At 62.9% G+C, this 20,883-nt stretch carries 22 protein-coding genes and 1 riboswitch; of the genes, 9 read left to right on the top strand and 13 right to left on the bottom strand.

Annotated features, from left to right (window positions below):
- The first annotated feature begins 155 nt into the window (after positions 1–155).
- Positions 156–1,142, top strand: coding sequence for a thioredoxin-disulfide reductase (gene trxB, locus PGB28_RS06855; protein ID WP_271420752.1), 987 nt, complete (start codon positions 156–158; stop codon positions 1,140–1,142).
- Positions 1,143–1,190: 48 nt separating this feature from the next.
- On the opposite strand, the gene PGB28_RS06850 is transcribed toward trxB, so the two are convergent.
- Positions 1,191–1,730: a DUF6647 family protein gene (locus tag PGB28_RS06850; RefSeq protein WP_271420751.1), complete on the bottom strand. Its 540-nt coding sequence runs from the start codon at positions 1,728–1,730 to the stop codon at positions 1,191–1,193.
- Between the two features lie 108 nt (positions 1,731–1,838).
- On the opposite strand from PGB28_RS06850, the gene PGB28_RS06845 reads away from it, so the two are divergent.
- Both PGB28_RS06845 and PGB28_RS06840 read left to right on the top strand, forming a co-directional pair.
- Positions 1,839–2,750 carry a LysR substrate-binding domain-containing protein gene (locus PGB28_RS06845; protein ID WP_271420750.1) on the top strand — a complete coding sequence of 304 codons (912 nt, stop codon included), beginning with the start codon at positions 1,839–1,841 and terminating at the stop codon, positions 2,748–2,750.
- A gap of 207 nt (positions 2,751–2,957) precedes the next feature.
- Positions 2,958–5,036: a bifunctional sulfate adenylyltransferase/adenylylsulfate kinase gene (locus tag PGB28_RS06840; RefSeq protein WP_271420749.1), complete on the top strand. Its 2,079-nt coding sequence runs from the start codon at positions 2,958–2,960 to the stop codon at positions 5,034–5,036.
- 54 nt (positions 5,037–5,090) lie between these two features.
- Here PGB28_RS06840 and PGB28_RS06835 read toward each other — a convergent pair whose 3' ends face one another.
- Positions 5,091–6,059 carry a threonine dehydratase gene (locus PGB28_RS06835; protein ID WP_271420748.1) on the bottom strand — a complete coding sequence of 323 codons (969 nt, stop codon included), beginning with the start codon at positions 6,057–6,059 and terminating at the stop codon, positions 5,091–5,093.
- Between the two features lie 91 nt (positions 6,060–6,150).
- On the opposite strand from PGB28_RS06835, the gene PGB28_RS06830 reads away from it, so the two are divergent.
- Positions 6,151–6,834: a hypothetical protein gene (locus PGB28_RS06830; RefSeq protein ID WP_271420747.1), complete on the top strand. Its 684-nt coding sequence runs from the start codon at positions 6,151–6,153 to the stop codon at positions 6,832–6,834.
- Between the two features lie 12 nt (positions 6,835–6,846).
- Here PGB28_RS06830 and PGB28_RS06825 read toward each other — a convergent pair whose 3' ends face one another.
- Genes PGB28_RS06825 through PGB28_RS06815 form a run of 3 tightly spaced genes read right to left on the bottom strand, consistent with a single transcriptional unit; the run spans position 6,847 to position 8,385 of the window.
- A complete protein-coding gene (locus tag PGB28_RS06825) occupies positions 6,847–7,728 on the bottom strand; it encodes a PhzF family phenazine biosynthesis protein (protein ID WP_271420746.1) in 882 nt (293 codons plus the stop codon).
- The gene (locus PGB28_RS06820; RefSeq protein WP_271420745.1) at positions 7,728–7,967 is read right to left on the bottom strand and encodes a DUF1150 family protein; all 240 of its coding nucleotides are present in this window, start codon (positions 7,965–7,967) and stop codon (positions 7,728–7,730) included. The genes PGB28_RS06825 and PGB28_RS06820 overlap by 1 nt, the downstream gene beginning before the upstream one ends.
- A 4-nt stretch (positions 7,968–7,971) precedes the next feature.
- Complete coding sequence (locus PGB28_RS06815) at positions 7,972–8,385, bottom strand: Hsp20 family protein (RefSeq protein WP_271420744.1); 414 nt, start codon at positions 8,383–8,385, stop codon at positions 7,972–7,974.
- 158 nt (positions 8,386–8,543) lie between these two features.
- On the opposite strand from PGB28_RS06815, the gene PGB28_RS06810 reads away from it, so the two are divergent.
- The 4 genes from PGB28_RS06810 to PGB28_RS06795 all read left to right on the top strand — a co-directional run bounded on the left by PGB28_RS06810 (position 8,544) and on the right by PGB28_RS06795 (position 11,155).
- Positions 8,544–8,768 carry a YdcH family protein gene (locus tag PGB28_RS06810; protein WP_271420743.1) on the top strand — a complete coding sequence of 75 codons (225 nt, stop codon included), beginning with the start codon at positions 8,544–8,546 and terminating at the stop codon, positions 8,766–8,768.
- Positions 8,769–8,856: 88 nt separating this feature from the next.
- Positions 8,857–9,342 (top strand): 5-(carboxyamino)imidazole ribonucleotide mutase, encoded by a 486-nt coding sequence (purE, locus tag PGB28_RS06805; protein WP_271420742.1) that lies wholly within the window; start codon positions 8,857–8,859, stop codon positions 9,340–9,342.
- On the top strand, positions 9,339–10,085 hold the full coding sequence (locus PGB28_RS06800) for an NAD(P)-binding domain-containing protein (RefSeq protein ID WP_271420741.1): 747 nt from the start codon (positions 9,339–9,341) through the stop codon (positions 10,083–10,085). The genes purE and PGB28_RS06800 overlap by 4 nt, the downstream gene beginning before the upstream one ends.
- Positions 10,082–11,155, top strand: a complete 1,074-nt coding sequence (locus tag PGB28_RS06795; RefSeq protein ID WP_271420740.1) for a 5-(carboxyamino)imidazole ribonucleotide synthase — start codon at positions 10,082–10,084, stop codon at positions 11,153–11,155. The genes PGB28_RS06800 and PGB28_RS06795 overlap by 4 nt, the downstream gene beginning before the upstream one ends.
- 253 nt (positions 11,156–11,408) lie before the next feature.
- On the opposite strand, the gene PGB28_RS06790 is transcribed toward PGB28_RS06795, so the two are convergent.
- Genes PGB28_RS06790 through PGB28_RS06775 form a run of 4 tightly spaced genes read right to left on the bottom strand, consistent with a single transcriptional unit; the run spans position 11,409 to position 14,854 of the window.
- Entirely contained in the window at positions 11,409–12,575 is a 1,167-nt protein-coding gene (locus tag PGB28_RS06790) for an alpha-D-ribose 1-methylphosphonate 5-triphosphate diphosphatase (protein WP_271420739.1), read from the bottom strand.
- On the bottom strand, positions 12,562–13,296 hold the full coding sequence (locus PGB28_RS06785) for an esterase/lipase family protein (protein ID WP_271420738.1): 735 nt from the start codon (positions 13,294–13,296) through the stop codon (positions 12,562–12,564). Before PGB28_RS06785 ends, PGB28_RS06790 begins: the two co-directional genes overlap by 14 nt.
- Positions 13,297–13,337: 41 nt before the next feature.
- Entirely contained in the window at positions 13,338–14,168 is an 831-nt protein-coding gene (locus tag PGB28_RS06780; protein ID WP_333908226.1) for a DMT family transporter, read from the bottom strand.
- Complete coding sequence (locus PGB28_RS06775; protein ID WP_271420737.1) at positions 14,165–14,854, bottom strand: CDP-alcohol phosphatidyltransferase family protein; 690 nt, start codon at positions 14,852–14,854, stop codon at positions 14,165–14,167. Before PGB28_RS06775 ends, PGB28_RS06780 begins: the two co-directional genes overlap by 4 nt.
- Positions 14,855–14,960: 106 nt before the next feature.
- Between PGB28_RS06775 and PGB28_RS06770 the strand changes: the two genes are divergently transcribed.
- Positions 14,961–15,659, top strand: a complete 699-nt coding sequence (locus PGB28_RS06770) for a fumarylacetoacetate hydrolase family protein (RefSeq protein ID WP_271420736.1) — start codon at positions 14,961–14,963, stop codon at positions 15,657–15,659.
- 48 nt (positions 15,660–15,707) lie between these two features.
- Here PGB28_RS06770 and gcvP read toward each other — a convergent pair whose 3' ends face one another.
- The 4 genes from gcvP to PGB28_RS06750 all read right to left on the bottom strand — a co-directional run bounded on the left by gcvP (position 15,708) and on the right by PGB28_RS06750 (position 20,883).
- Positions 15,708–18,551 carry an aminomethyl-transferring glycine dehydrogenase gene (gene gcvP, locus PGB28_RS06765; protein WP_271420735.1) on the bottom strand — a complete coding sequence of 948 codons (2,844 nt, stop codon included), beginning with the start codon at positions 18,549–18,551 and terminating at the stop codon, positions 15,708–15,710.
- Positions 18,552–18,623: 72 nt separating this feature from the next.
- A complete protein-coding gene (gene gcvH / locus PGB28_RS06760) occupies positions 18,624–18,983 on the bottom strand; it encodes a glycine cleavage system protein GcvH (RefSeq protein WP_271420734.1) in 360 nt (119 codons plus the stop codon).
- 15 nt (positions 18,984–18,998) lie between these two features.
- Positions 18,999–20,135, bottom strand: coding sequence for a glycine cleavage system aminomethyltransferase GcvT (gene gcvT / locus PGB28_RS06755; protein WP_271420733.1), 1,137 nt, complete (start codon positions 20,133–20,135; stop codon positions 18,999–19,001).
- 164 nt (positions 20,136–20,299) lie between these two features.
- Positions 20,300–20,385, bottom strand: a riboswitch (glycine riboswitch).
- 48 nt (positions 20,386–20,433) lie between these two features.
- Positions 20,434–20,883, bottom strand: coding sequence for an RrF2 family transcriptional regulator (locus PGB28_RS06750; RefSeq protein ID WP_271420732.1), 450 nt, complete (start codon positions 20,881–20,883; stop codon positions 20,434–20,436).

Raw genomic sequence — 20,883 nt, 5'->3', positions numbered from 1 at the left:
GGTGCGCGCAATAATATTTCGCCTGTGGGTAAGATTCTTTTTCGATGACGGTTTGCCATGCGTCAGGCGCAACGCCGGCTTCCGGTGGCTTTTCGTTTGGCGCGGGGGGCGTTATATGCGGTGTCCGACCCAATCCATTTCGCAAAGGCGCCCCCATGTCCGAGACACGTCACACCAAGGTTCTGATCATTGGCTCCGGCCCGGCGGGCTATACCGCGGGCGTCTATGCCAGCCGCGCCATGCTCGAACCCATTCTCGTGCAGGGGATCGAACCGGGCGGGCAATTGACCACCACCACCGAGGTCGAGAACTGGCCCGGCGACACCGAGGTGCAGGGCCCCGACCTGATGGTGCGGATGGAGGCCCATGCCAAGGCGATGGGATGCGAGATCATCGGCGACATCATCGCCGATCTGGATATCTCCAAGCGTCCCTTCACCGCCAAGGGCGACAGCGGCACGACCTATACCGCCGATGCGGTGATCCTGGCCACCGGCGCGCGCGCCAAATGGCTGGGCCTGCCGTCGGAAGAGGCGTTCAAAGGCTTTGGCGTGTCGGCCTGCGCCACCTGTGACGGGTTTTTCTATCGCGGGCAGGAGATCGTGGTGATCGGCGGCGGCAACACCGCTGTGGAAGAGGCGTTGTTCCTGACCAACTTTGCCTCCAAGGTCACGCTGATCCACCGCCGCGACGAGTTGCGTGCCGAAAAGATCCTGCAGGACCGGTTGCTGAAAAACCCAAAGATCGAACCGCTCTGGTTCCACACTCTGGAAGAAGTGGTCGGAACCGACATGCCCAAAGGCGTCGAGGCGGTGCGCGTGAAACATGTGGACACCGGCGAGATCACCGAAATCCCCTGCAAGGGCGTGTTTGTGGCCATCGGTCATGCGCCAGCCAATGAGTTGGTCAAGGACACGCTGGAGCTGCACAATGGCGGCTACGTCAAAGTCGAGGCTGGCAGCACGCGGACCTCGGTTCCGGGCGTCTTTGCAGCGGGTGACCTGACCGATCATGTCTATCGTCAGGCGGTGACCAGCGCGGGCATGGGCTGCATGGCGGCGCTGGATGCGGAGAAGTTCATTGCCGAGCAGGAAGGCGAAACCGTGACCGAAGCGGGACCCTACGCGGCGCCCGTCGCGTAAGAGATCGCATGGCCGCCGGGAGCATGGCGGCCATGCGGAGCCCTGCGCTTAATCCGGGTGGATGTCGCGCGGGGTGCACCCGGCCTCAAGCATCACCGCGATCCAGTTGACGTCCGGTTCCAACCCCATTTCGTTGAGCCAGGCCTGCTGAATGCGATAGGCGGGCAATTCCTGCGCGCCGGGGCAGTACCAGTGCCCGCTGGCAGCTTGACGATGGTGGATCAGCTCGTGGAGAAGCGTGCTCGCGTCAAATGGATTGCGCGCGTCCCACGGACGGACCAGCCAGATGGCTTCGGCCTCCGGATCATAGAGGCCGCGTAGCGTGTCCTGACCGGCCCAGAGTTTGCCGGGCGCAAGGCTTGCGGCCCGGGCGGTTGTGATCATGCGAATCTCTGGCGGCGAGTCGCGGCGGGGCAGGTCGGTATTCCGGTCCAGCCAGGTTTCGAGATGTGCAACAAGCTCTCCCATGTTGCGGGCGTCACGCCAGGCGAGAAGGTCGGCCGAGGCGTGGGCCGGCACCAGCAGGATGAAAAGACACAGAAATCTTGTGCGTGCCAGCCACAGGCTGGCCCGGATCAGGATACGCATGGCGTCCTCCGTCGGAATTTTGATTTGAACTGATTTGATGTTAGGCTGAGGCCGCGCGACGGCGCAAAAGACCATTTTTCACCTGCGGATGAAGGAAATTCACCTGCTATGGGCCGACAGCTTCCCCCCTTCGCGGCGGTCAAGGCATTCGAGGCCGCGGCGCGACACAAAAGCTTCAAGAAAGCGGCGGATGAGCTGTGCTTGTCGCCCTCGGCGATCAGCCATCAGGTACGTGCGCTGGAGGCGTATCTCGACACCGCTTTGTTTGAGCGAGACGGCAACAGCTTGGACCTGACGCTGACCGGGCGGGGCTATGCGGGCAAGCTGACGGGGTTGCTTGATCTTCTGGACACATCCACCCGTTCAGTTCAGCAGGCCGGGCACAAGCCGTTTCGCGTGCTTTGCACGCCGGGCTTTGCCGCGCGCTGGCTGGTACCGCGATTGGGGCGGCTGAGCTTTGGCGACCGGGTGCGGTTGCAGGTGTCGTCGGGCGCGCCCTCAACGGACTTTGCCAGCAATGACAGCGATGTGGTGATCCAATGGGCGACCAGCCAGACCCCGGGCGTCATTACCGAGCCTCTGATGCAGTCGAGCCGGTACCCTGTGATCAGCCCGCAATTGCGCGAACGCGAGAATATCCGCGCACCCGAAGACCTGTTGCGGCTGCAACTGATGTATGACGAAACCGACGATGCCTGGACCGAATGGTTCGAGGCGGCAGGAATTTCGCCGTCCAAGATGCCCTCAGGACCAGTCTTCCCCAATTGCGAACTGGCCACGACCGCGGTGGAGCAGGGGCATGGCGTGTCACTGGCGTATGACGCAATGGTCCGCAGCACGGTGGAGGCGGGGCGCGTCGAACGGCTTTTTGACACCGTTACGATCCCCTTTGTCATTTACTCGGTGGCCTACCAGCACGACCGCGCCGGGGATCCGATGATCCGCGCCTTCCGTGACTGGATATTCGACGAGGTCATACGCGAAAAGACCGGTGTTTCGCAGGTGGCTGCAGCCGAATAGACCGCGTGTCGCAAGCTCCCGTGATTGGCGGAGGTTTGTTCCGCCCGGTCGCTAGTCTCCGGTTTTCTGTCCCGCTTTGTTTATCGTGAGCGCTGTGGTTTTCCCGCAACTTTCCGCCGATCACCCTGAAATCAATGAATTCCCGCTTTGCTGCGAGTGCAAAATATGTGATGCGTTCACTCGTGAACACACTTTGAGTCGCAGGTCATGGCATTGCCCCAGGCAAAATCAACTCCGGAGGACGAGGATCTTCTCTTTCGTCTTCTGCGCCAGCTGGATCTGGCCCCGGACGCGTCGCAGCGGGCCACCGCGGGCGCGCTGGGCATCTCGCTGGGGCGTCTCAACGCATTGCTGCGCTCTGCGGCTGAGGCGGGTCTGATCAAGATCAGTGAACGTTCCGGGCCGGATCGGCGTCAACGTTTCGCCTATGCGCTGACCGCGCGCGGCGCAGCTGCGAAAATCCGCCTTACCGACCAGTTCCTTGCCCGCAAATTTGCCGAATATGACGCGCTTCACGCCGAATTAACCGGTGCCACGAGCGGTCTCGCTCCCTTTAAGTACAGGACCAAACTCATGCAAAACAACCTTGCCCCCATCCCCGAGCTTTACGTGTCTTATGACAGCGCGCAGAAGCTCAAGGTCGACGCCGCCGACCTTGTTAGCTGGGACCTGACGCCGCGCCAGATCTGTGACCTGGAACTGCTGATGAATGGCGGGTTCAACCCGCTCAAGGGCTTCCTGACCGAGGCCGATTACGACGGCGTGGTTGAAAACATGCGTCTGGCCGACGGCGCGCTGTGGCCGATGCCGATCAACCTTGATGTGTCGGATGAGTTTGCGGAAAAGCTGGAGATCGGTCAGGACATCGCGCTGCGCGACCAGGAGGGCGTGATCCTTGCCACCATGACCGTGACCGACCGCTGGGTGCCGAACAAGGCGCGCGAGGCGGAAAAGGTGTTCGGAGCCAATGACGACGCGCACCCCGCCGTGAACTACCTGCACAACCATGCGGGCAATGTGTATCTGGGCGGCCCGGTAACCGGCATCCAGCAGCCCGTGCATTACGATTTCCGCGCCCGTCGCGACACGCCGAACGAGCTGCGCGCCTATTTCCGCAAGCTGGGGTGGCGTCGTGTGGTGGCCTTCCAGACCCGCAACCCGCTGCACCGCGCGCACCAGGAACTGACCTTCCGCGCCGCGAAAGAGGCACAGGCCAACCTGCTGATCCACCCGGTTGTCGGCATGACCAAGCCGGGCGATGTGGACCACTTCACCCGCGTGCGCTGCTACGAGGCGGTGCTGGACAAATACCCGTCGTCCACCACCACGATGAGCCTTCTGAACCTTGCCATGCGCATGGCAGGCCCGCGCGAGGCGGTCTGGCACGGGCTGATCCGGAAGAACCACGGCTGCACCCATTTCATCGTTGGCCGCGACCATGCTGGCCCCGGCAAGAACAGCCAGGGCGAGGATTTCTATGGCCCCTACGACGCACAGGACCTCTTCCGCGAGCACGCAGAGGAAATGGGCATCGAAATGGTCGATTTCAAACACATGGTCTGGGTGCAGGAACGCGCGCAATACGAGCCGATGGACGAGATCGAGGACAAGGACAACGTCACCATCCTCAACATCTCGGGTACCGAGCTGCGCCGCCGTCTGGCCGAAGGTCTGGAGATCCCGGAATGGTTCTCCTTCCCCGAGGTGGTCAAGGAGCTGCGCCGCACCAAACCGCCGCGCTCCAAGCAGGGCTTTACCGTGTTCTTCACCGGCTTCTCCGGCTCCGGCAAATCGACCATCGCCAACGCGCTTATGGTCAAGCTGATGGAGATGGGCGGCCGTCCCGTGACGCTTCTGGATGGTGACATCGTTCGGAAAAACCTCAGCTCGGAACTGGGCTTCTCGAAAGAGCACCGTGACCTCAACATCCGCCGCATCGGTTACGTGGCCTCGGAAATCACCAAGAACGGTGGCATCGCCATCTGCGCGCCCATCGCGCCCTATGCCACGACCCGCCGCGCGGTGCGTGAGGATATCGAGCAGTTCGGTGCCTTTATCGAGGTGCATGTTGCGACCTCGATCGAGGAATGCGAGCGCCGCGACCGCAAAGGCCTGTACAAGCTGGCACGCGAAGGCAAGATCAAGGAATTCACCGGTATTTCCGACCCCTATGACGTGCCGCAGAACCCGGAACTGAGCGTCGAGACCGAGAATGTGGATGTGGACAACTGCGCCCATCAGGTTCTGCTCAAGCTGGAAAGCATGGGGCTGATCGCAGCCGAATAAGCCCGGTCAACCGAGACAGAAAGAGCCGTCCCGCTTGGGGCGGCTCTTTTGCGTTCAGGTCTCTGGCGTGCCGCCCGCCAAAAGGGTGGCAAACCATCCCATGTCGATATTGCCGCCCGACAGGATCAGCCCGACCTTGGCGCCGCGGTTCTGCGTCTTTTCGCGCAGGGCCACGGCCAGCGCCGCCGCGCCCGCGCCCTCAGTGATGTTATGCGTCGCGGTGTAGTAGAGCCGGATCGCATTTGCGATCTCGGCCTCGGAAACGGTTTCGATCCGCTCTGCGCCCGCGCTGTAGATGTCAAAGGCCGCCTGTACCGGGCCGCGCACCGCCATGCCGTCGGCAAAGGTTTGGGCGGAAATCGTCTCGACCAGGTGCCCTGCCTCAACGGAGAGTTTCGCGCCCGCCGCTTGGGTAGAGACCACGCCGATGATCCGCGTCTTCAGCCCCAGCACATCACGCGCGGCAATCGTGCCGCAGATGCCCGAGCCGCATCCGATGGGCACATAGACCACGTCCAGATCGAGATGCGCAGTGAACAGCTCCAGCCCATAGGTGGCCACGCCGCGCACCAGTTCGCGGTGAAACGGTGGTACGGGGACATAAGCGCCGGTTTCTGCAATCCGCATCGCCTCGATCCGCGCCTCGTCGAAATCCTCGCCATGTTCGATCACCTCGCCGCCATAGGCGCGCATGGCGGTGTTCTTTTCGGTGGAATTGCCACGCGGAACGTAGATTTTCGCTTTCAGCCCCACCGCGGTGGCGGCACGGGCCTGCGACTGGCCGTGGTTGCCGCGTGTGGCGGTGACGATGCCCTCCGCGTCAGGGTAGGTGCGGCGCACCCAATCGAGAAAGGTGATCCCGCCGCGCACTTTGAAGGCCCCCGTGGGCGCGTGGTTTTCATGTTTGACGATGACCTGCGTTCCCAGCGCCTCGGCCAGCAAGGGCCAGTTATGCGCCGGGGTAGGAGGCATATGGGCATGGACCATGCGGGCGGCGTCTTGCAATTCGGAACTCGTGAACATGGCCGCGTCTCCTTTGACGCAAGCCTGCTGTGGTGCCGTGCGGCTGTAAAGGGGGTGTTTACCGGGGTGGGGATTGCGGGCAGGTAGAGGCATGCTGGTGATTTCTCTGACCTCTATCCAGCCGCGCTTTGCCGATCTGGGGCCGACGCTGGAGCGCCTTTTGGTGCAGGGGGCGGATGCGGTCTGGCTGTGCCTGCCACGCAAGTCCCGAAGATTTGAGGCATGCGATGTGCCACCTGTGCCAGACCGCGTGCGGATCATATGGTCTGACGTGGATTATGGCCCGGCGACCAAGCTGATCCCGGCGGCGCGGGCGCTCCGTGGTCAGGGTGCGCGGCTGATCTATTGCGATGACGACTGTATCTACCCGACCGGCTGGGCCAAGGCGTTGAGCGCGGTTGATGCGCCTGTCGTGGCGGTGTCCGGGTTTGACGTGGCGCGTATGAAACGCCAACCAGAGGCTCTGCGCGGCGATGTGGACATCGCGCAGGGTTTCGGCGGCGTGGCGCTCTGGCCGGATGATCTTGATGATCTGGCGCTCACGGTGCCGGATGAGGCGTTTGCGGTGGATGATATCTGGCTGTCGGGACAGTTTGCGCGCTTTGGATTGCCGATCGCGCTGTGTTCTGCGGCGCGTGACCTTTGCGTGCCGCGCGCGTTGGCGGACGGGTTGCAGGATGCCGAACTGTTCGGGCGGGACCGGGCTGCGGCTAACCGGGTTTGCGTGGAGGCATTGACCGCGCGCTTTGGGATCTGGCCGTGCGCGAAGGAATGAGCCCCTGTTCAGCTAAAGGTACAGCGACCCGCTCATCAGCACATGCGCCTGACCGGACACTTTCACCCCGGTGATGACCTCGCGCGGTCCCAGCACTTCGACCCGCGCCTGACCGGGACGCCCCATGCCATGGCCTTGCTCGGCCACGTATCGGGGGCTGTCGATCAAACTGTGATGCCAGAGATAAGCTGCCGCGGCTCCGGTGGCGGAGCCGGTAAACGGATCTTCCGGCGGGCTGGGTGGGGCCAGCATCAACCGGGCAAAGGTATCTCCGCCGTCGGTCCAGCCCTCGCGGGTGATGAGATAAGGCTCCAGCATATCCGGCCCGCGTGCGCCGGTGACCCGTGCCATTTCGTCGAGCGCATCCAGATCAAGCCGCGCCCGCACCAGCGTCTCAAGATCCTTGACCAGCGCGATCACGAAGGGCAGGCCGGTCGAGGTGATTTGTGGCTCGGAAATGAGGTCATCCGGGGCAAGCCCCACCACATGCGCCACGAATTCATGCAGCACCGTATCGCCGAAGCTGGGCGCAACTTGGGTCATGGTGATCCAGGGCGCGTCGCCTGTGCCGATCTCGACCGGGACAATACCGGCCCCGGTTTCAAGCGTCAGACTGTCGCCCGGCGCAAACCCGCGATGGCGCAGTGCGGCAACGCTGGCCACGGTTGGATGCCCGGCAAATGGGATCTCGCCAGAGGCGAGGAAATAGCGCACCCGCACTTCCGCCACGTCGGACGGCCCGAGAAAGGTACATTCGACAAGTGAGGTCTCGCGCACGAAGCGCATGCAGGTTTCATCATCCAGATGCGCTGCGTCCTGCACCACGGCGCAGCCATTGCCGCCGAAGGGTTGATCGGTAAAGGCGTCAACCCAATCGACGGCAAACTCGGTCATCAATGCACGGCCACGGGGGACATGTCATGCTGACGCGCCAGCACATAGGCCAGCCGCCGGTCGGCGACGAGCGCTATCTGTTCGCCATCCTCGCGGTGCACGGCATAGAGAGTCTGTGCGCCCGCCGCCTGATTCTGCACTTCGATTGGCAGATCGGCCACCGCCACAGATTTGACGTAGACGATGTTCTGCGGAGTGGCCCGTTCCAGATCAGGGCCGAAATCATACTTGGTGTTCATTGGACTACCCTTTCCTGATATTGATGGTCTGCACCACGGTTTCGGGGCGCTGCATGGTGAGATCCACGTGCAGAAGACCGTTTTCCATCACCGCTTCGCCCACCTCGACGCCATCGGCCAGCACAAAGCTGCGCTGGAACTGGCGTGCGGCGATGCCGCGATGCAGGAAGACGCGCTCATGCCCGTCATCCCTTTGCCGTCCGCGAATGACAAGCTGGCGGTCTTCGACCGTGATCGACAGATCCTCTTCGCCAAATCCGGCCACGGCCAGCGTGATACGGTAGGAATGATCAGAGGTCTGCTCGATATTGAAAGGCGGGTAGCCTTCGTTTCCGGATTTTGCCGTGCGTTCCAGCAGGCGCTCCAGCTGCTCGAACCCCAGCATATGGGGGTATGAGCCCAGGGTCAGTTTTGTCATGACACGTCCTTAGCGGTTAAGCGACAGTCTCGCCCGGTCCCGTGAGGCAACCGGTTGCCATAAATATGGGGTGCGCGCGGGGACTGCGCAAGACCTTTGCCAAACGTCATGCGAATCAGTATCTTGAAACTCCTGCCGCCTGATCGGAGACTCCTGATATGAACATGCAAAGTGATCTGTCGATGAAGACCGATGATGTTTTGCGTGTGGAACTGGAAGTTTTCCGGCGTGAGCATCGTGATCTAGACGAGGCGATCACAGCCCTTCAGGCCGAGGGGCGCGCCGACGCGCTGACCATTCAGCGGCTCAAGAAGAAAAAGCTGATGCTCAAGGACAAGATTGCGCTGATCGAGGACCGGTTGCTGCCGGACATTATCGCCTGATTTTCCCGAAATTCCCCTGCTTGGCCGAGGGCAATTGTCCTTTGCGCCGGTTTGGCTATAGTGCGCGCTCCTGAGATCGGGGGACATTATGGCAGAGCCACGCATTGGCATCATCATGGGCAGTCAATCGGACTGGCCCACCATGAAGGAAGCAGCCGAAGTGCTGGACGAACTGGGCGTCGCATACGAGGCGCGCATCGTCTCGGCCCACCGGACCCCCGACCGGCTGTGGGACTATGGCAAGACCGCGGTGAGCCGTGGCTTGCAGGTGATCATCGCAGGTGCTGGTGGCGCGGCGCATCTGCCGGGCATGATGGCGTCCAAGACCCGCGTTCCCGTGATCGGCGTGCCGGTGCAAACCAAGGCGCTGTCTGGCGTCGACAGCCTCTATTCCATCTTGCAAATGCCGCGTGGCTATCCGGTGGCCACCATGGCGATCGGCGCGGCGGGGGCCAAGAATGCCGGGCTGATGGCAGCGGGCATTCTGGCGCTGCAGGACGAGGGGCTGGCCAAGAGGCTGGACGCGTGGCGCGCGGCGCTGTCGGCCTCGATCCCAGAGGTGCCCGAGGGATGAGCCGTATCGGCTTTATCGGAACTGGCCATATTGCGGCCCCGATGGTGCGGCATCTGGCGGCGCAAGGGCACGAGATCATCGTGACACGCCGCAATGAGACTGTGTCCGCCGTGCTGGCGCGTGATGTGGGCGTCGCCGTGGCAGAGCCGCAAGCGGTCGTGGATGCATGTGACATTGTTTTCCTCTGCCTGCGCCCGCATATCGCCGAAGACGTATTGTCGGGCCTGAGCTTCCGCGCGGAACAACAGATCGTTTCGGTCATGGCGGCAGTGCCGCGTGACCGGCTGGCTGCGTTCTGCGCCCCGGCAGCGGATTATGTGCAAACCATCCCGCTGGGCTTTCTCGAACAGGGCGGCTGCCCGCTGGCGGCCTATGGCAATGACCGCCTGTTGAGCGATCTCTTCGCGCCGGAAAACCCGGTTGTGCCCGTGGCGAGCGAAGAGGCGCTGAACGCGCATTTCGCGATCTGCGCCATGGTGCCGGGGGTTCTGGACCTGATGAACAGCGGCGCGGACTGGCTGGGCGCGCAAACCGGCGACCGTCAGGCGGCGGAGTTTTTTACCACCCAGCTTTTAGCTGGGTTCCTGAATTCCATGAAGGGCAGCTTGGCCGAGGAACGCGATGCGCTGGCCACAGACGGCACGCTGAGCCTGCAGATGACGGACGGGCTGCGCACGGGCGGGGCGCATGAGGCATTGACGACGACATTGGCCGCGATTGGCGCGCGGTTGGAGGCAAAATGAGCGAGACACTTTCTACCGGGGCGGTGATCGGTATTCTGGGCGGCGGGCAACTGGGGCGCATGTTGTCGGTGGCGGCCAGCCGTCTGGGCTTTCGCACGCATATTTTTGAGCCCGGCGCCAACCCGCCCGCCGGTCATGTAGCCGATCAGGTGACCACGGCGGGGTATGACGACGTGGCGGCGCTCAAGGCATTTGCCGAGACCGTCGATGTGATCACCTATGAGTTCGAAAATATCCCGACCGAGGCGCTGGATGTGCTTGAGTCACTGCGCCCCATCCGCCCGGGCCGCGAGGCGCTGCGGGTGTCTCAGGATCGGCTGGTGGAAAAGGAGTTCCTGCAGGGGCTTGGCCTGACCACCGCGCCCTTTGCCGATGTGAGCGACATGGCCTCATTGCAGGCGGCGATTGCCGAGATCGGCACGCCCGCTATCCTCAAAACCCGGCGTTTTGGCTATGACGGCAAGGGGCAGGCCCGGATCATGGAGCCCGGAGACGCAGAGCAGGCGCTGGCGGATATGGCCGGTGCGCCGGCGATTCTGGAAGGTTTTGTCGATTTCGGATTCGAGATCTCTGTCATCGCCGCACGCGGCGTGACCGGCGAGGTGGCCTGTTTCGATCCCGGCGAGAACGTGCATGAGGGCGGCATTTTGCGCACCACCACGGTGCCCGCGAAGCTGCGCCCGATGATGCAGGCAGACGCGGTTCTCATGGCGGGCAAGATCCTGAACGCGCTGGATTATGTGGGCGTGATGGGGGTGGAGCTTTTCGTCACGCCGAAAGGCCTCGTGGTGAACGAAATTGCCCCGCGCGTGCATAATTCCGGCCACTGGACGCAGCAGGGATGCACCGTCGATCAGTTTGAACAACATATCCGCGCAGTTGTAGGTTGGCCGTTGGGCGACGGCGCGCGCTATGCAGACGTGGTGATGGAAAACCTGATCGGCGATGACATGGACCGGGTGGATGCGATCGCGAAAGAGCCGGGCGCGAGCCTGCACCTCTATGGCAAGGCGGATGTAAAGCCCGGCCGCAAGATGGGGCATGTGAACCGCATCGTAGCGCGGGACTGACCTGATCCAATTGTGCGCTTCCGCGCACTTTTATTCTGATTGGGGCGAGGTGACGCCTTGCTTCTGATGTTTGGTGTTTGGCCAGCATGGCTGTTGCTTCAGAACTCACCAAAGCAAAGCCTCAGACCCGTCCCACGCATGATCCGTGCGTGACATCGTGCTCCCGTGCCGCAAGCAAAATAGCCGTATCCCCGCAAGCGGGGCCCCTCGGCGATTTGCCTTGCGTCCCGCTCCGCGCGTTGTCGCTTTCGGCTCACGCGAGGGACGGCTCCGAAGCAAAGCTGATCAGGCGCGCGGCGGTATCGCCGGTGAGACAGGTGATCCGACCGCCGGACAGCGTGGCCTCGATGCGGCGGGTGGCGGCGTCGAGGATGATCAGGTCGGCGCGGTGACCGGGGGCAAGGCTGCCGCGGTCCGACAGGCCTATCATTCGGGCCGGGTTCGCGGATACCAGCGCCCAGGCCTCGTGCAGGGGCAGGGTGCCCGCGTCCACAAGTTTCCACACCGCCCCGCGCAGGGACGGGTAGTGGTAATCCGAGGCCAAGGCCGTGGCCAGCCCCCGTTTCACCATCTCAAAGGCCGAGGCATTGCCCTTGTGGCTTGCGCCGCGCACCAGATTGGGCGCGCCAAGTATGGTCGGTGCTCCGGCGTCGCGGGCCGCCTCTGCCGCCTCGAAACTTTCGGGGAACTCACTGATGCTCACGCCGCGCGCCGCCCATGTGGCGCGGTCCCCGGCGCTGGCGTCATCATGGCTGGCCATGTGGACACCGCGCGCGGTCAGGGTCTTGCAGAGCGCTTCCAGCGCAGCGGGCACCTCGTGCGAACGCGCGTGCAGCGCCTGCATCAGGGCGAGGTGTTTTTCCGGGCTGCGTCCGGATTTCAACGCAGTCCCGGTCAGGCGCGGAATACTGCGCCCGGTGGCGAGCCGCTCATGCGGCAGGTGATCGTTAAAGGCGACATAGCGGACGTCATAGCGGTCGAGCAGGTCGAGCACTTCGGGGAAATCATCCAGCATATGGGTTTCCAGGCGAAGCTGGACGCGCAGATCGGTGCCCACCAGCTTTTGTGCGGCCTCGGTCGCGGACAACATGCGTCTGGCCGCCTCGGGGCTGCGCATCCCACCTTCCCAGGAGTAGAACTGCGCCAGCACGGCGGTGGTGATGCCATTGGCGGCGAGGTCGGCCTCGGCTGCGAGAATGCCTGCGGTGGCATCGGTCATGGCGCCGCGGCGCGGGGCAATGTGATGTTCGAACGCGTCGCCATGCAGGTCCACGATGCCGGGCAGGATCAGCTTGCCCGACAGGTCCACCGCGCGCCCGGTGCCGCCGATATGTCCCCCGGAAATGCTCAGCGGCGTGTCATGCAGCCCGTCCGGTGCAAGCCAGTCCGCGCCGTGAAATGTCAGGTCAATCGTCGTCATCGGTGGGGCCAAACAGGGCCTCGGCCAGATCCATCTCGGGATCGAACCGGCCTTCACGCAGGTAAAGCAGGGTTTGCTGCATCACGAAGGGGTTGTTCATCATGAAGGTGTGCGTCACCGGCAAGGTAATGTGCCAATCCATGCCCTCAACCCGCGTTGACGCGACTGAGACCTTGCCATCATCGGGACCTTCGAGCAGTGATGAAAAATAGGGGTTGAGTGATCGGTTGCCCGCGATCACGCCGAGATCAGCGTCGACTGGCGGCAATTGCGGGGGCAGGCTTTCGGGATCGGTGCCAAGCTGGAGCCCGGCCGGGCCGTTGATCCAGCGGAACAGCTCCAGCCCGCCCAACTCGTCCACCAGTTCGCTGCCCTGGTTTGGCGGGGCAAGCATGACAACGCGGCCCATATTCGCGGGGGCACCATGATCGCGCAGCCAGACGCGCAGAAGAATGCCGCCCATCGAATGAGTGACGAAATGGATTTCGTCGCCGTCGCATTGCGCAATCGCGTCGGGCAACGTGTCCATCACGAGGCTTTGCACATTGGCAGAGGTGGAGGCGTAACTGGGCAGCACCGTGTCAAAGCCTTCGGCGGCCATGACCTGTTCCATCACCGCGAAACTGTATTCGCTGCGGGCAAGTCCGTGCAGGAAGACGATGCAATCGGCCCGGGCCAGGGTCGGCATCAGCAGGACACAGAGGGCAAGGACGAAGCGCATGTCTGTCACATATGGGAGCAGGCGCGGCTGTGGAAGAGGGATCAGCCGCGACGTAGCGACAAGGCCACCCCGCCAAGCACCAGCGCGGCGGCGAGAGCAAAGCGCAGGGTCAGCGGTTCGGACAGGAACACCATGCCGCCCGCCATGGCGATGATCGGCACGGTCAGTTGTACGACCGCGGCGATGGAAGAGGGGATCGCGGGCAAGACTCGATACCAGAGCGCGTAACCCAGCCCGGAGGTAACCGCGCCGGAGATCACGGCGAGGATCACGCCACGCAGGTCGGTTGTGTCCGGCCAGATCAGGAAGGCCAGCAGCCCCAGCGGCGTGGCCCAGAGGAAAGAGGCGCTCATGGTGGGTAGCGGCGCGCCCGCCTTGCGCCCGATCAGCGAAAAGAGGCCCCAGCCAAGCGCGGCGGCGCTCATCAGTGCAAAGCCCATAGGGTCGGGGCGCGCCGCCCCTGGTGCCATGAGCCACGCCAGCCCGGCAAAGGCGATGCCTGCGCCGAGAATACGCAGAGGCGGCAAAGGTTCTCGTGCAATGACGGCGCCGAGGAACATGGTGATCTGTACACCTCCAAACAGGATCAGCGCCCCTAGACCGGCGGGTAGCGTCTGATAGGCGAAGGAGAACCCGAGGATATAGAGGGTGAGCGTTAAAACACCGGGCAGATGTGCCGCGCGCGGTTTCAAGGTTCCGGCTTGCCCTTGCAACACGACCAAAAGCGCAAGCAGGGCCGCACCCGACGCCAGCCGGATCAGCGCGAAACTGGCGGGTCCTGTCGTGCCCGGTTCCAAGGCCAGACGGTTGAGAACGGAATTGGCGGCAAAGGCGGTCATGACCAGCGCGGTCAGCGCGACCAGCCGCATCATGCGCGGGCCGGGATGATCTGTTGCATGATGCCCACGAAGGTCAGGTAAAGCGAGGTGACCACAAGCCCCCAATGTGCCCAGCTTTCGGGGTGGAAATTGACCCAGGCCGCCCATCCGGCAAAGAAGGTCCATGCCAGCGCGATGGGCAGCGACAGCATGCGCCAGCGCTCGGTGCGCACCGGATGGATGAATTTCAGCGGCAGAAACATCGCTACGCAGAACGCCGCGACGATCCCGAGAATGACCCAGAAATTCGGTTCCACCGCGAAGAGCACGATCACCACCATATTCCAGCAGCCGGGGAAGCCCGCAAAGGAGTTATCCTTTGTTTTCATTCCGGTATCGGCGAAATAGAGCGCGCTGAAAAAAGTGATGAGGATGATGGCCACCCATCCGGTCCAGCCCGGCAAGAGGTCCGAGGCAAACAGCGCATAGGCCGGGATGAAAACATAGGTCAGGTAGTCGATGATCAGGTCCAGAAGCACCCCGTCAAAGCGCGGTGCATTGGTCTTGACGTCGTATTTGCGCGCCAGCGGTCCATCCACCCCATCCACGGCAAAGGCCACGACAAGCCAGACGAACATCATGGGCCAATCGCCCTGCACCGCCTCCAGCAAGGCAAGCATGGCGAAAACGGCCCCGGTAGCGGTGAGCCAATGGATGGAAAGCGCGCGAAGATCGGTCATTTGTTTGTCTAGTCGGAAAAGAGGCTCGGATTCAATGGCACGAAGGGGCAGAGTAGGGTCAGAAATGCGTGCAAATCCGTGAAACCGAAGCAAAGGACTGCGTAACGTGACTGATTTCCTGTTCCCGCCCGAGCCGCCCACGGGTCTTGTCGTCCAAGGAGAGGCGCAGCTTTATCCGGTGCGGCGCATCTTTTGCGTCGGTCGCAACTACGCGGCGCATGCCGCCGAAATGGGCAATACGGTGGATCGCGAAGCGCCGTTCTATTTCACCAAATCGCTGAGCGCTGTTGTGCCGTCCGGTGCCGAGTTGCCCTATCCGCCCGGGACGCAGGACCTGCATCATGAGGTGGAACTGGCCTTTGCGCTGGGCGCGCCTCTATTCCGGGCCAGTCGTGCGGAGGCGGCCGAAGCGGTCTATGCGTATGGGGTGGCGCTGGACATGACGCGGCGGGATCTGCAGGCGCAGGCCAAGGACAAGCGCAGGCCCTGGGACCTGTCCAAGGATTTCGAAGGCTCGGCGGTGTTTGCGCCGATGTTGCCAGCCGAAAACTTTGGAGAAGTCGGGCCGCAGAAAATCTGGCTGGACGTGAACGGCGTGCGCAGGCAGGAGGCCGCGCTGTCGGACATGATCCATGACGTTGCGGGCATCGCCGCGCATCTGTCCGGCTATTACCACCTTGGGCCGGGTGACGTGATCCTGACCGGAACGCCCGCTGGGGTGGGCGCAGTGGGGCAGGGGGACCGGCTTGAAGGCGGGATTGACGGGCTGGAGCCAGTGCGCTTGACGATCACCGCCCCGGAATAGACCCGCGCGCCAGATCGGGCGCGCGGATCGGTTTCGTAAGTGCCGGACCTACTCTGCCGCTTCGGCGTAGTCCTCCATCGGCGGGCAGGTACAGATCAGGTGCCGGTCGCCAAAGACATTGTCCACGCGGTTCACGGGTGGCCAGTATTTGTCGACCCGGAACGCGCCCGGCGGGAAACAGCCCTGTTCGCGGCTATAGGGCCGGTCCCAGTCGCGAACGAGGTCTTCCATCGTGTGCGGTGCGTTTTTCAGCGGGTTGTTGTCCTTGTCGATCTTGCCGTCTTCAATCTCCCGGATCTCCTCGCGGATCGCCAGCATTGCGTCGCAGAACCGGTCCAGCTCGGCCTTGGTCTCGCTCTCCGTGGGCTCGATCATGAGCGTGCCAGCCACCGGCCAGCTCATCGTCGGCGCGTGGAAACCGCAATCGGCCAGACGCTTGGCGATGTCATCCACCGTGACGCCCGCGCTGTCGGCAAAGGGTCGCGTGTCGATGATGCATTCATGCGCGACACGGCCCGTCTTGCCCTTGTAGAGAACGTCATAGGCACCCTCCAGACGCTTGGCGATATAGTTGGCGTTGAGGATCGCAACCCGCGTTGCCTGGGTCAGGCCCTCGCCGCCCATCATCAGGATATAGGCCCATGAGATCGGCAGCAGCGATGGAGAGCCAAAGGGCGCGGCCGAGACCGGCCCGTCGCCACCATTGGGATCACCCGGCAGGTGTTCCACCAGATGCTGTTTCACCCCGATGGGTCCCATGCCCGGACCGCCCCCGCCATGCGGGATGCAGAAGGTCTTGTGCAGGTTCAGGTGGCTCACATCCCCGCCCAGATCGCCGGGGCGCGACAGGCCGACCATGGCGTTGAGGTTGGCCCCGTCAATATAGACCTGACCGCCATGCTGATGCGTGATGGCGCAGACCTCGGTCACGGTTTCTTCGAACACGCCGTGGGTCGAGGGGTAGGTGATCATGCACCCGGCAAGGTTTTCCGAATGTTGCTCGGCCTTGGCGCGGAAATCGTCAAGGTCGATATCACCGTTCTCCGCCGATTTCACCACCACGACCTTCCAACCCACCATCTGCGCGCTGGCCGGGTTGGTGCCATGGGCGCTCATCGGGATGAGGCAGACGTTGCGATGCCCCTGGCCGTTTGCGCGATGGTAGCGCGCGATGGTCAATAGCCCGGCATATTCGCCCTGCGCGCCGGAATTGGGCTGCATGGAGAAGTCATCATAACCGGTGATCGCGCAGAGCTTGTCCGACAGGTCATCGATCAGCTCTTTGTAGCCAAGCGCCTGATTTTCCGGGACAAACGGGTGCAGAAGAGAGAACTCCCGCCAGCTCACCGGCATCATTTCCGCGGCCGAATTGAGCTTCATCGTACACGACCCCAGCGGGATCATCGCCCGGTCCAGCGCAAGGTCGCGATCCGCCAGTCTGCGCATATAGCGCATCATCTCGGTCTCGGCCCGGTTCATGTGGAAAATCGGGTGGGTCAGGTAATCGGATGTGCGCAGCATTTCTTCCGGAAAGCGGTAATCCGGCGCGAAATCCTTGTCCTGACGGGTGATGCCAAAGGCGCGCCAGACCGCCTCGATGGTCGAGGGGCGGGTTCGTTCGTCCAGCGTGATGCCGACGCGGGTCTCGCCCACACGGCGCAGGTTCACGCGCTCATCCACCGCCGATTTCAACACCGCCGATTGCAGCGGCCCCACATCCACGGTGATTGTGTCGAAACAGGCGCGGGGATCGACCTTGAACCCGTTATCTTCCAGCCCCTTGGCCAGCCGCACGGTCTTGCGATGAATGCGTTGGGCAATGGCCTTGAGCCCCTCTGGCCCGTGGAACACCGCGTACATGCCGGCCATCACGGCCAGGAGCGCCTGCGCGGTGCAGACATTCGACGTGGCCTTTTCGCGGCGGATATGCTGTTCGCGGGTTTGCAGCGACAGGCGATAGGCGCGGTTGCCATGGCTGTCCACCGACACGCCCACAATCCGCCCCGGCATGGCGCGTTTATACGCATCTTTGGTGGCCATATAGGCCGCGTGCGGGCCGCCATAACCCATGGGGATGCCAAATCGCTGTGTGGAGCCCACGGCAATATCGGCCCCCATCGCGCCGGGTTCCTTCAGAAGCGTCAGGGCCAGCGGATCGGCGGACACGATGCCAATAGCCTTGGCCGCATGCAGGGCCTCCATCTGGGGCGTGAAGTCGCGCACATGGCCATAGGTGCCGGGATACTGGAAGATCGCGCCAAACACCGCCTCGGGGTCGAGCTTTTCGGGCTTGTCCACAATCACCTCGATGCCCAGTGGCTCGGCGCGAGTTTTCATCACGGCGATGTTCTGCGGGTGGCAGTCGCGGTCGATGAAAAACCCCTTGGCCTTGGACTTAGCGACGCGCTGCGCCATGGTCATCGCCTCGGCACAGGCGGTCGCCTCGTCCAAGAGCGACGCATTGGCAATCTCCAGCCCGGTCAGGTCGCTAACCATGGTCTGGAAGTTCAGGAGCGCCTCAAGACGCCCCTGCGAAATCTCGGGCTGGTAGGGGGTATAGGCGGTGTACCAGGCCGGGTTTTCAAGGATATTGCGCTGGATCGCTGGGGGCGTGACAGTGCCGTGGTAACCTTGGCCAATCAGCGACACGAGTACCTTGTTCTTATCCGCTACCTTGCGCATGTGGTGCAAAAGCTCGCGCTCGGATTTTGGTTTGCCGAAATCGAGCGGCGCTTCCTGCCGGATGGCTTTGGGCACGGTCTGGTCGATCAGCGTGTCGAGATCGGCGACGCCCAGCACGTCGAACATCTCTGCCATTTCTGCGGGAGATGGCCCGATATGACGGCGGTTGGCGAAGTCATAGGGGAGGTAGTCGGTGGGGGTGAATGTCATGATGTATCCGCGCCTTGCATCCGGAGGGAAAGGGGGGGCGGTTTCCGTCGAAAAATCGCCCCGCGCCCGAAATCAGCCGATGAAGTCCTTGTAAGCCGCTTCATCCATAAGATCGTCCATCTGGGACGCATCCTCGGCCTTGATCTTGAAGAACCATGCCGCGCCCTGCGGATCGTCATTGACCTTGCCGGGGTCTTCCACGATGGCCTCGTTCACTTCGACGATCTCGCCGTCGATCGGCGCCAGGATATCGGAGGCCGCCTTGACGGATTCGATCACCACCACCTCGTCATCCTTGTTCACGGATGTGCCCACCTCGGGCAGTTCCACGAATACCACATCGCCCAATTGCTCGGCGGCGTGTTCTGTGATGCCCACGGTCACCACGTCGCCATCTGCGTCAAGCCATTCATGTTCTTCGGTAAATTTCATCTGGTACTCTCCATGTTATCTTTTGAAACCTTGCGGCACGAAGGGCAGTTTCGCCACCGTCACCAGCAGTCTCTTGCCGCGCACCTCACCGTATAGCTGCGTGCCCTCGGTGGCCAAGGCCGACGAGACATAGCCCATCGCCACCGGCCCGCCGACCGTGGGGCCGAACCCGCCCGAGGTGACGCGGCCCACCGCTTCGCCGCCTTCTTCGCTGGCGAAAATCTCCACCCCTTCGCGCATCGGCGCGCGCCCGTCGGGGCGCAGGCCGACGCGTTTTTGCGCGCAGCTCTCGGCCAGTTCGCTGAAGATTTCATCCGCACCGGGAAAGCCACCTGCGCGGTCGCCACCGGGGCGGCGGACCTTTTGCATCGCCCATGTCAATTGCGCCGAGACCGGCGTCGTGGAGCTGTCGATGTCATGGCCATAGAGGCAGAGCCCCGCCTCAAGACGCAGGCTGTCGCGTGCGCCAAGGCCGATGGGTTCCACATCCTCATGCGCCAGCAACGCCTTGGCCAGATCGACCGCCGCCGCCTCGGGCACCGAGATCTCAAACCCGTCCTCGCCAGTATAGCCCGAGCGCGAGACCCAACATTCGGCACCACCCAGGGGGAGCGTTTCCACATCCATGAATTTCATATTGGTAATGTTGGGGTAATGCTCGGCCAGCACCGCCTCCGCCGCCGGGCCTTGCAGGGCCAGCAATGCGCGGGTGGTGATTTCCTTGACCGTCACCTCTGGCTCAAGTGCGGCGCGCATCCGGGCGATATCGGCCGCCTTGCAGGCGGCGTTGACCACCACGAACAGGTGATCGCCGCGATTGGCGATCATCAGGTCATCCTCGATCCCACCATGGTCATTGGTGAAAAACGCGTAGCGCTGCCGCCCTTCGCCCAGACCCAGCACATCCACGGGCACCAGCGCCTCCAGCGCGCGTTTGGCCGCTTCCGGGTCCTTGGCGCGCAGCACCACCTGGCCCATATGGCTTACGTCGAACAGCCCGGCCTTGGCGCGGGTATGCTGGTGTTCCTTGAGCACGCCCAGCGGATATTGCACCGGCATGTCATAGCCCGCAAAGGGCACCATCTTGGCCCCAAGGCTTACATGCAGGTCATAAAGCGGCGTGTGTTTCAGCCCATCATCGTCTTCGGACACGTCCCAATTCTCCCTTTCGGGCCGGTGTGTCCGCATGATGGATCATCCCGGCATCTCCCTTTGCCGGCCCATGGGCCAGCTTGGTGATGCCCCCTCTGTCCTTCCGCCTGAGATCGTTATCCCTTCGGCGCCCCGGGCGATGCCGGGATCTCTCCAGAGTTGTCTGTGTCCCAGCGGTCCTGTGGCCTGAGAGTTTCCGGGGCGGTTGCTCCTTCGGCACCGGTTGGTCCGGTTCTCCCACTGAGTCGGGCAGACTGTATGCGATGGCGCACCGTGCTGGCAACTTGAATTTGCCTGCTCAGGCGCGGTTGCATTCCACCGGGGCAAGGATATCCATCAAGGCGTCATTGTCACAGACCAGCGCATCCAGCGTGACCTCGTCAAGATGGGCATAAAACACCTCGGCCGCGTCCGCCAGGGCAATGCGCAGCCGACAAGCATCGACCAACGGGCAGGTATTGTCCACATCCGCAAAACACTCGGCCAGCGGCACCGGCGCTTCCATCGCGCGGAACACTTCGCCAATGCGGATATTGGCCGCCGTGCGGCCCAGTTCCAGCCCGCCATTGCGGCCACGGTGGGTCTTGAGATAGCCAAGCTGGCCAAGCTGGTTCACCACCTGCGCCAGGTGGTTTTCGGACGCGTTGCAGCGCTGGGCAACTTCGGCTTTGGTCACCAGCCGGTCATTATTGGCGGCGCAATACATCAACACGCGAATGGCGATATTCGTTCTTTTGGTCACGCGCAC

The sequence above is a fragment of the Primorskyibacter aestuariivivens genome, assembly GCF_028023675.1.
GTDB lineage: Bacteria > Pseudomonadota > Alphaproteobacteria > Rhodobacterales > Rhodobacteraceae > Marinovum > Marinovum aestuariivivens.
The sequence above is the reverse complement of the archived record's forward strand: the minus strand, read 5'-3'. Positions and strand labels throughout refer to the sequence as shown.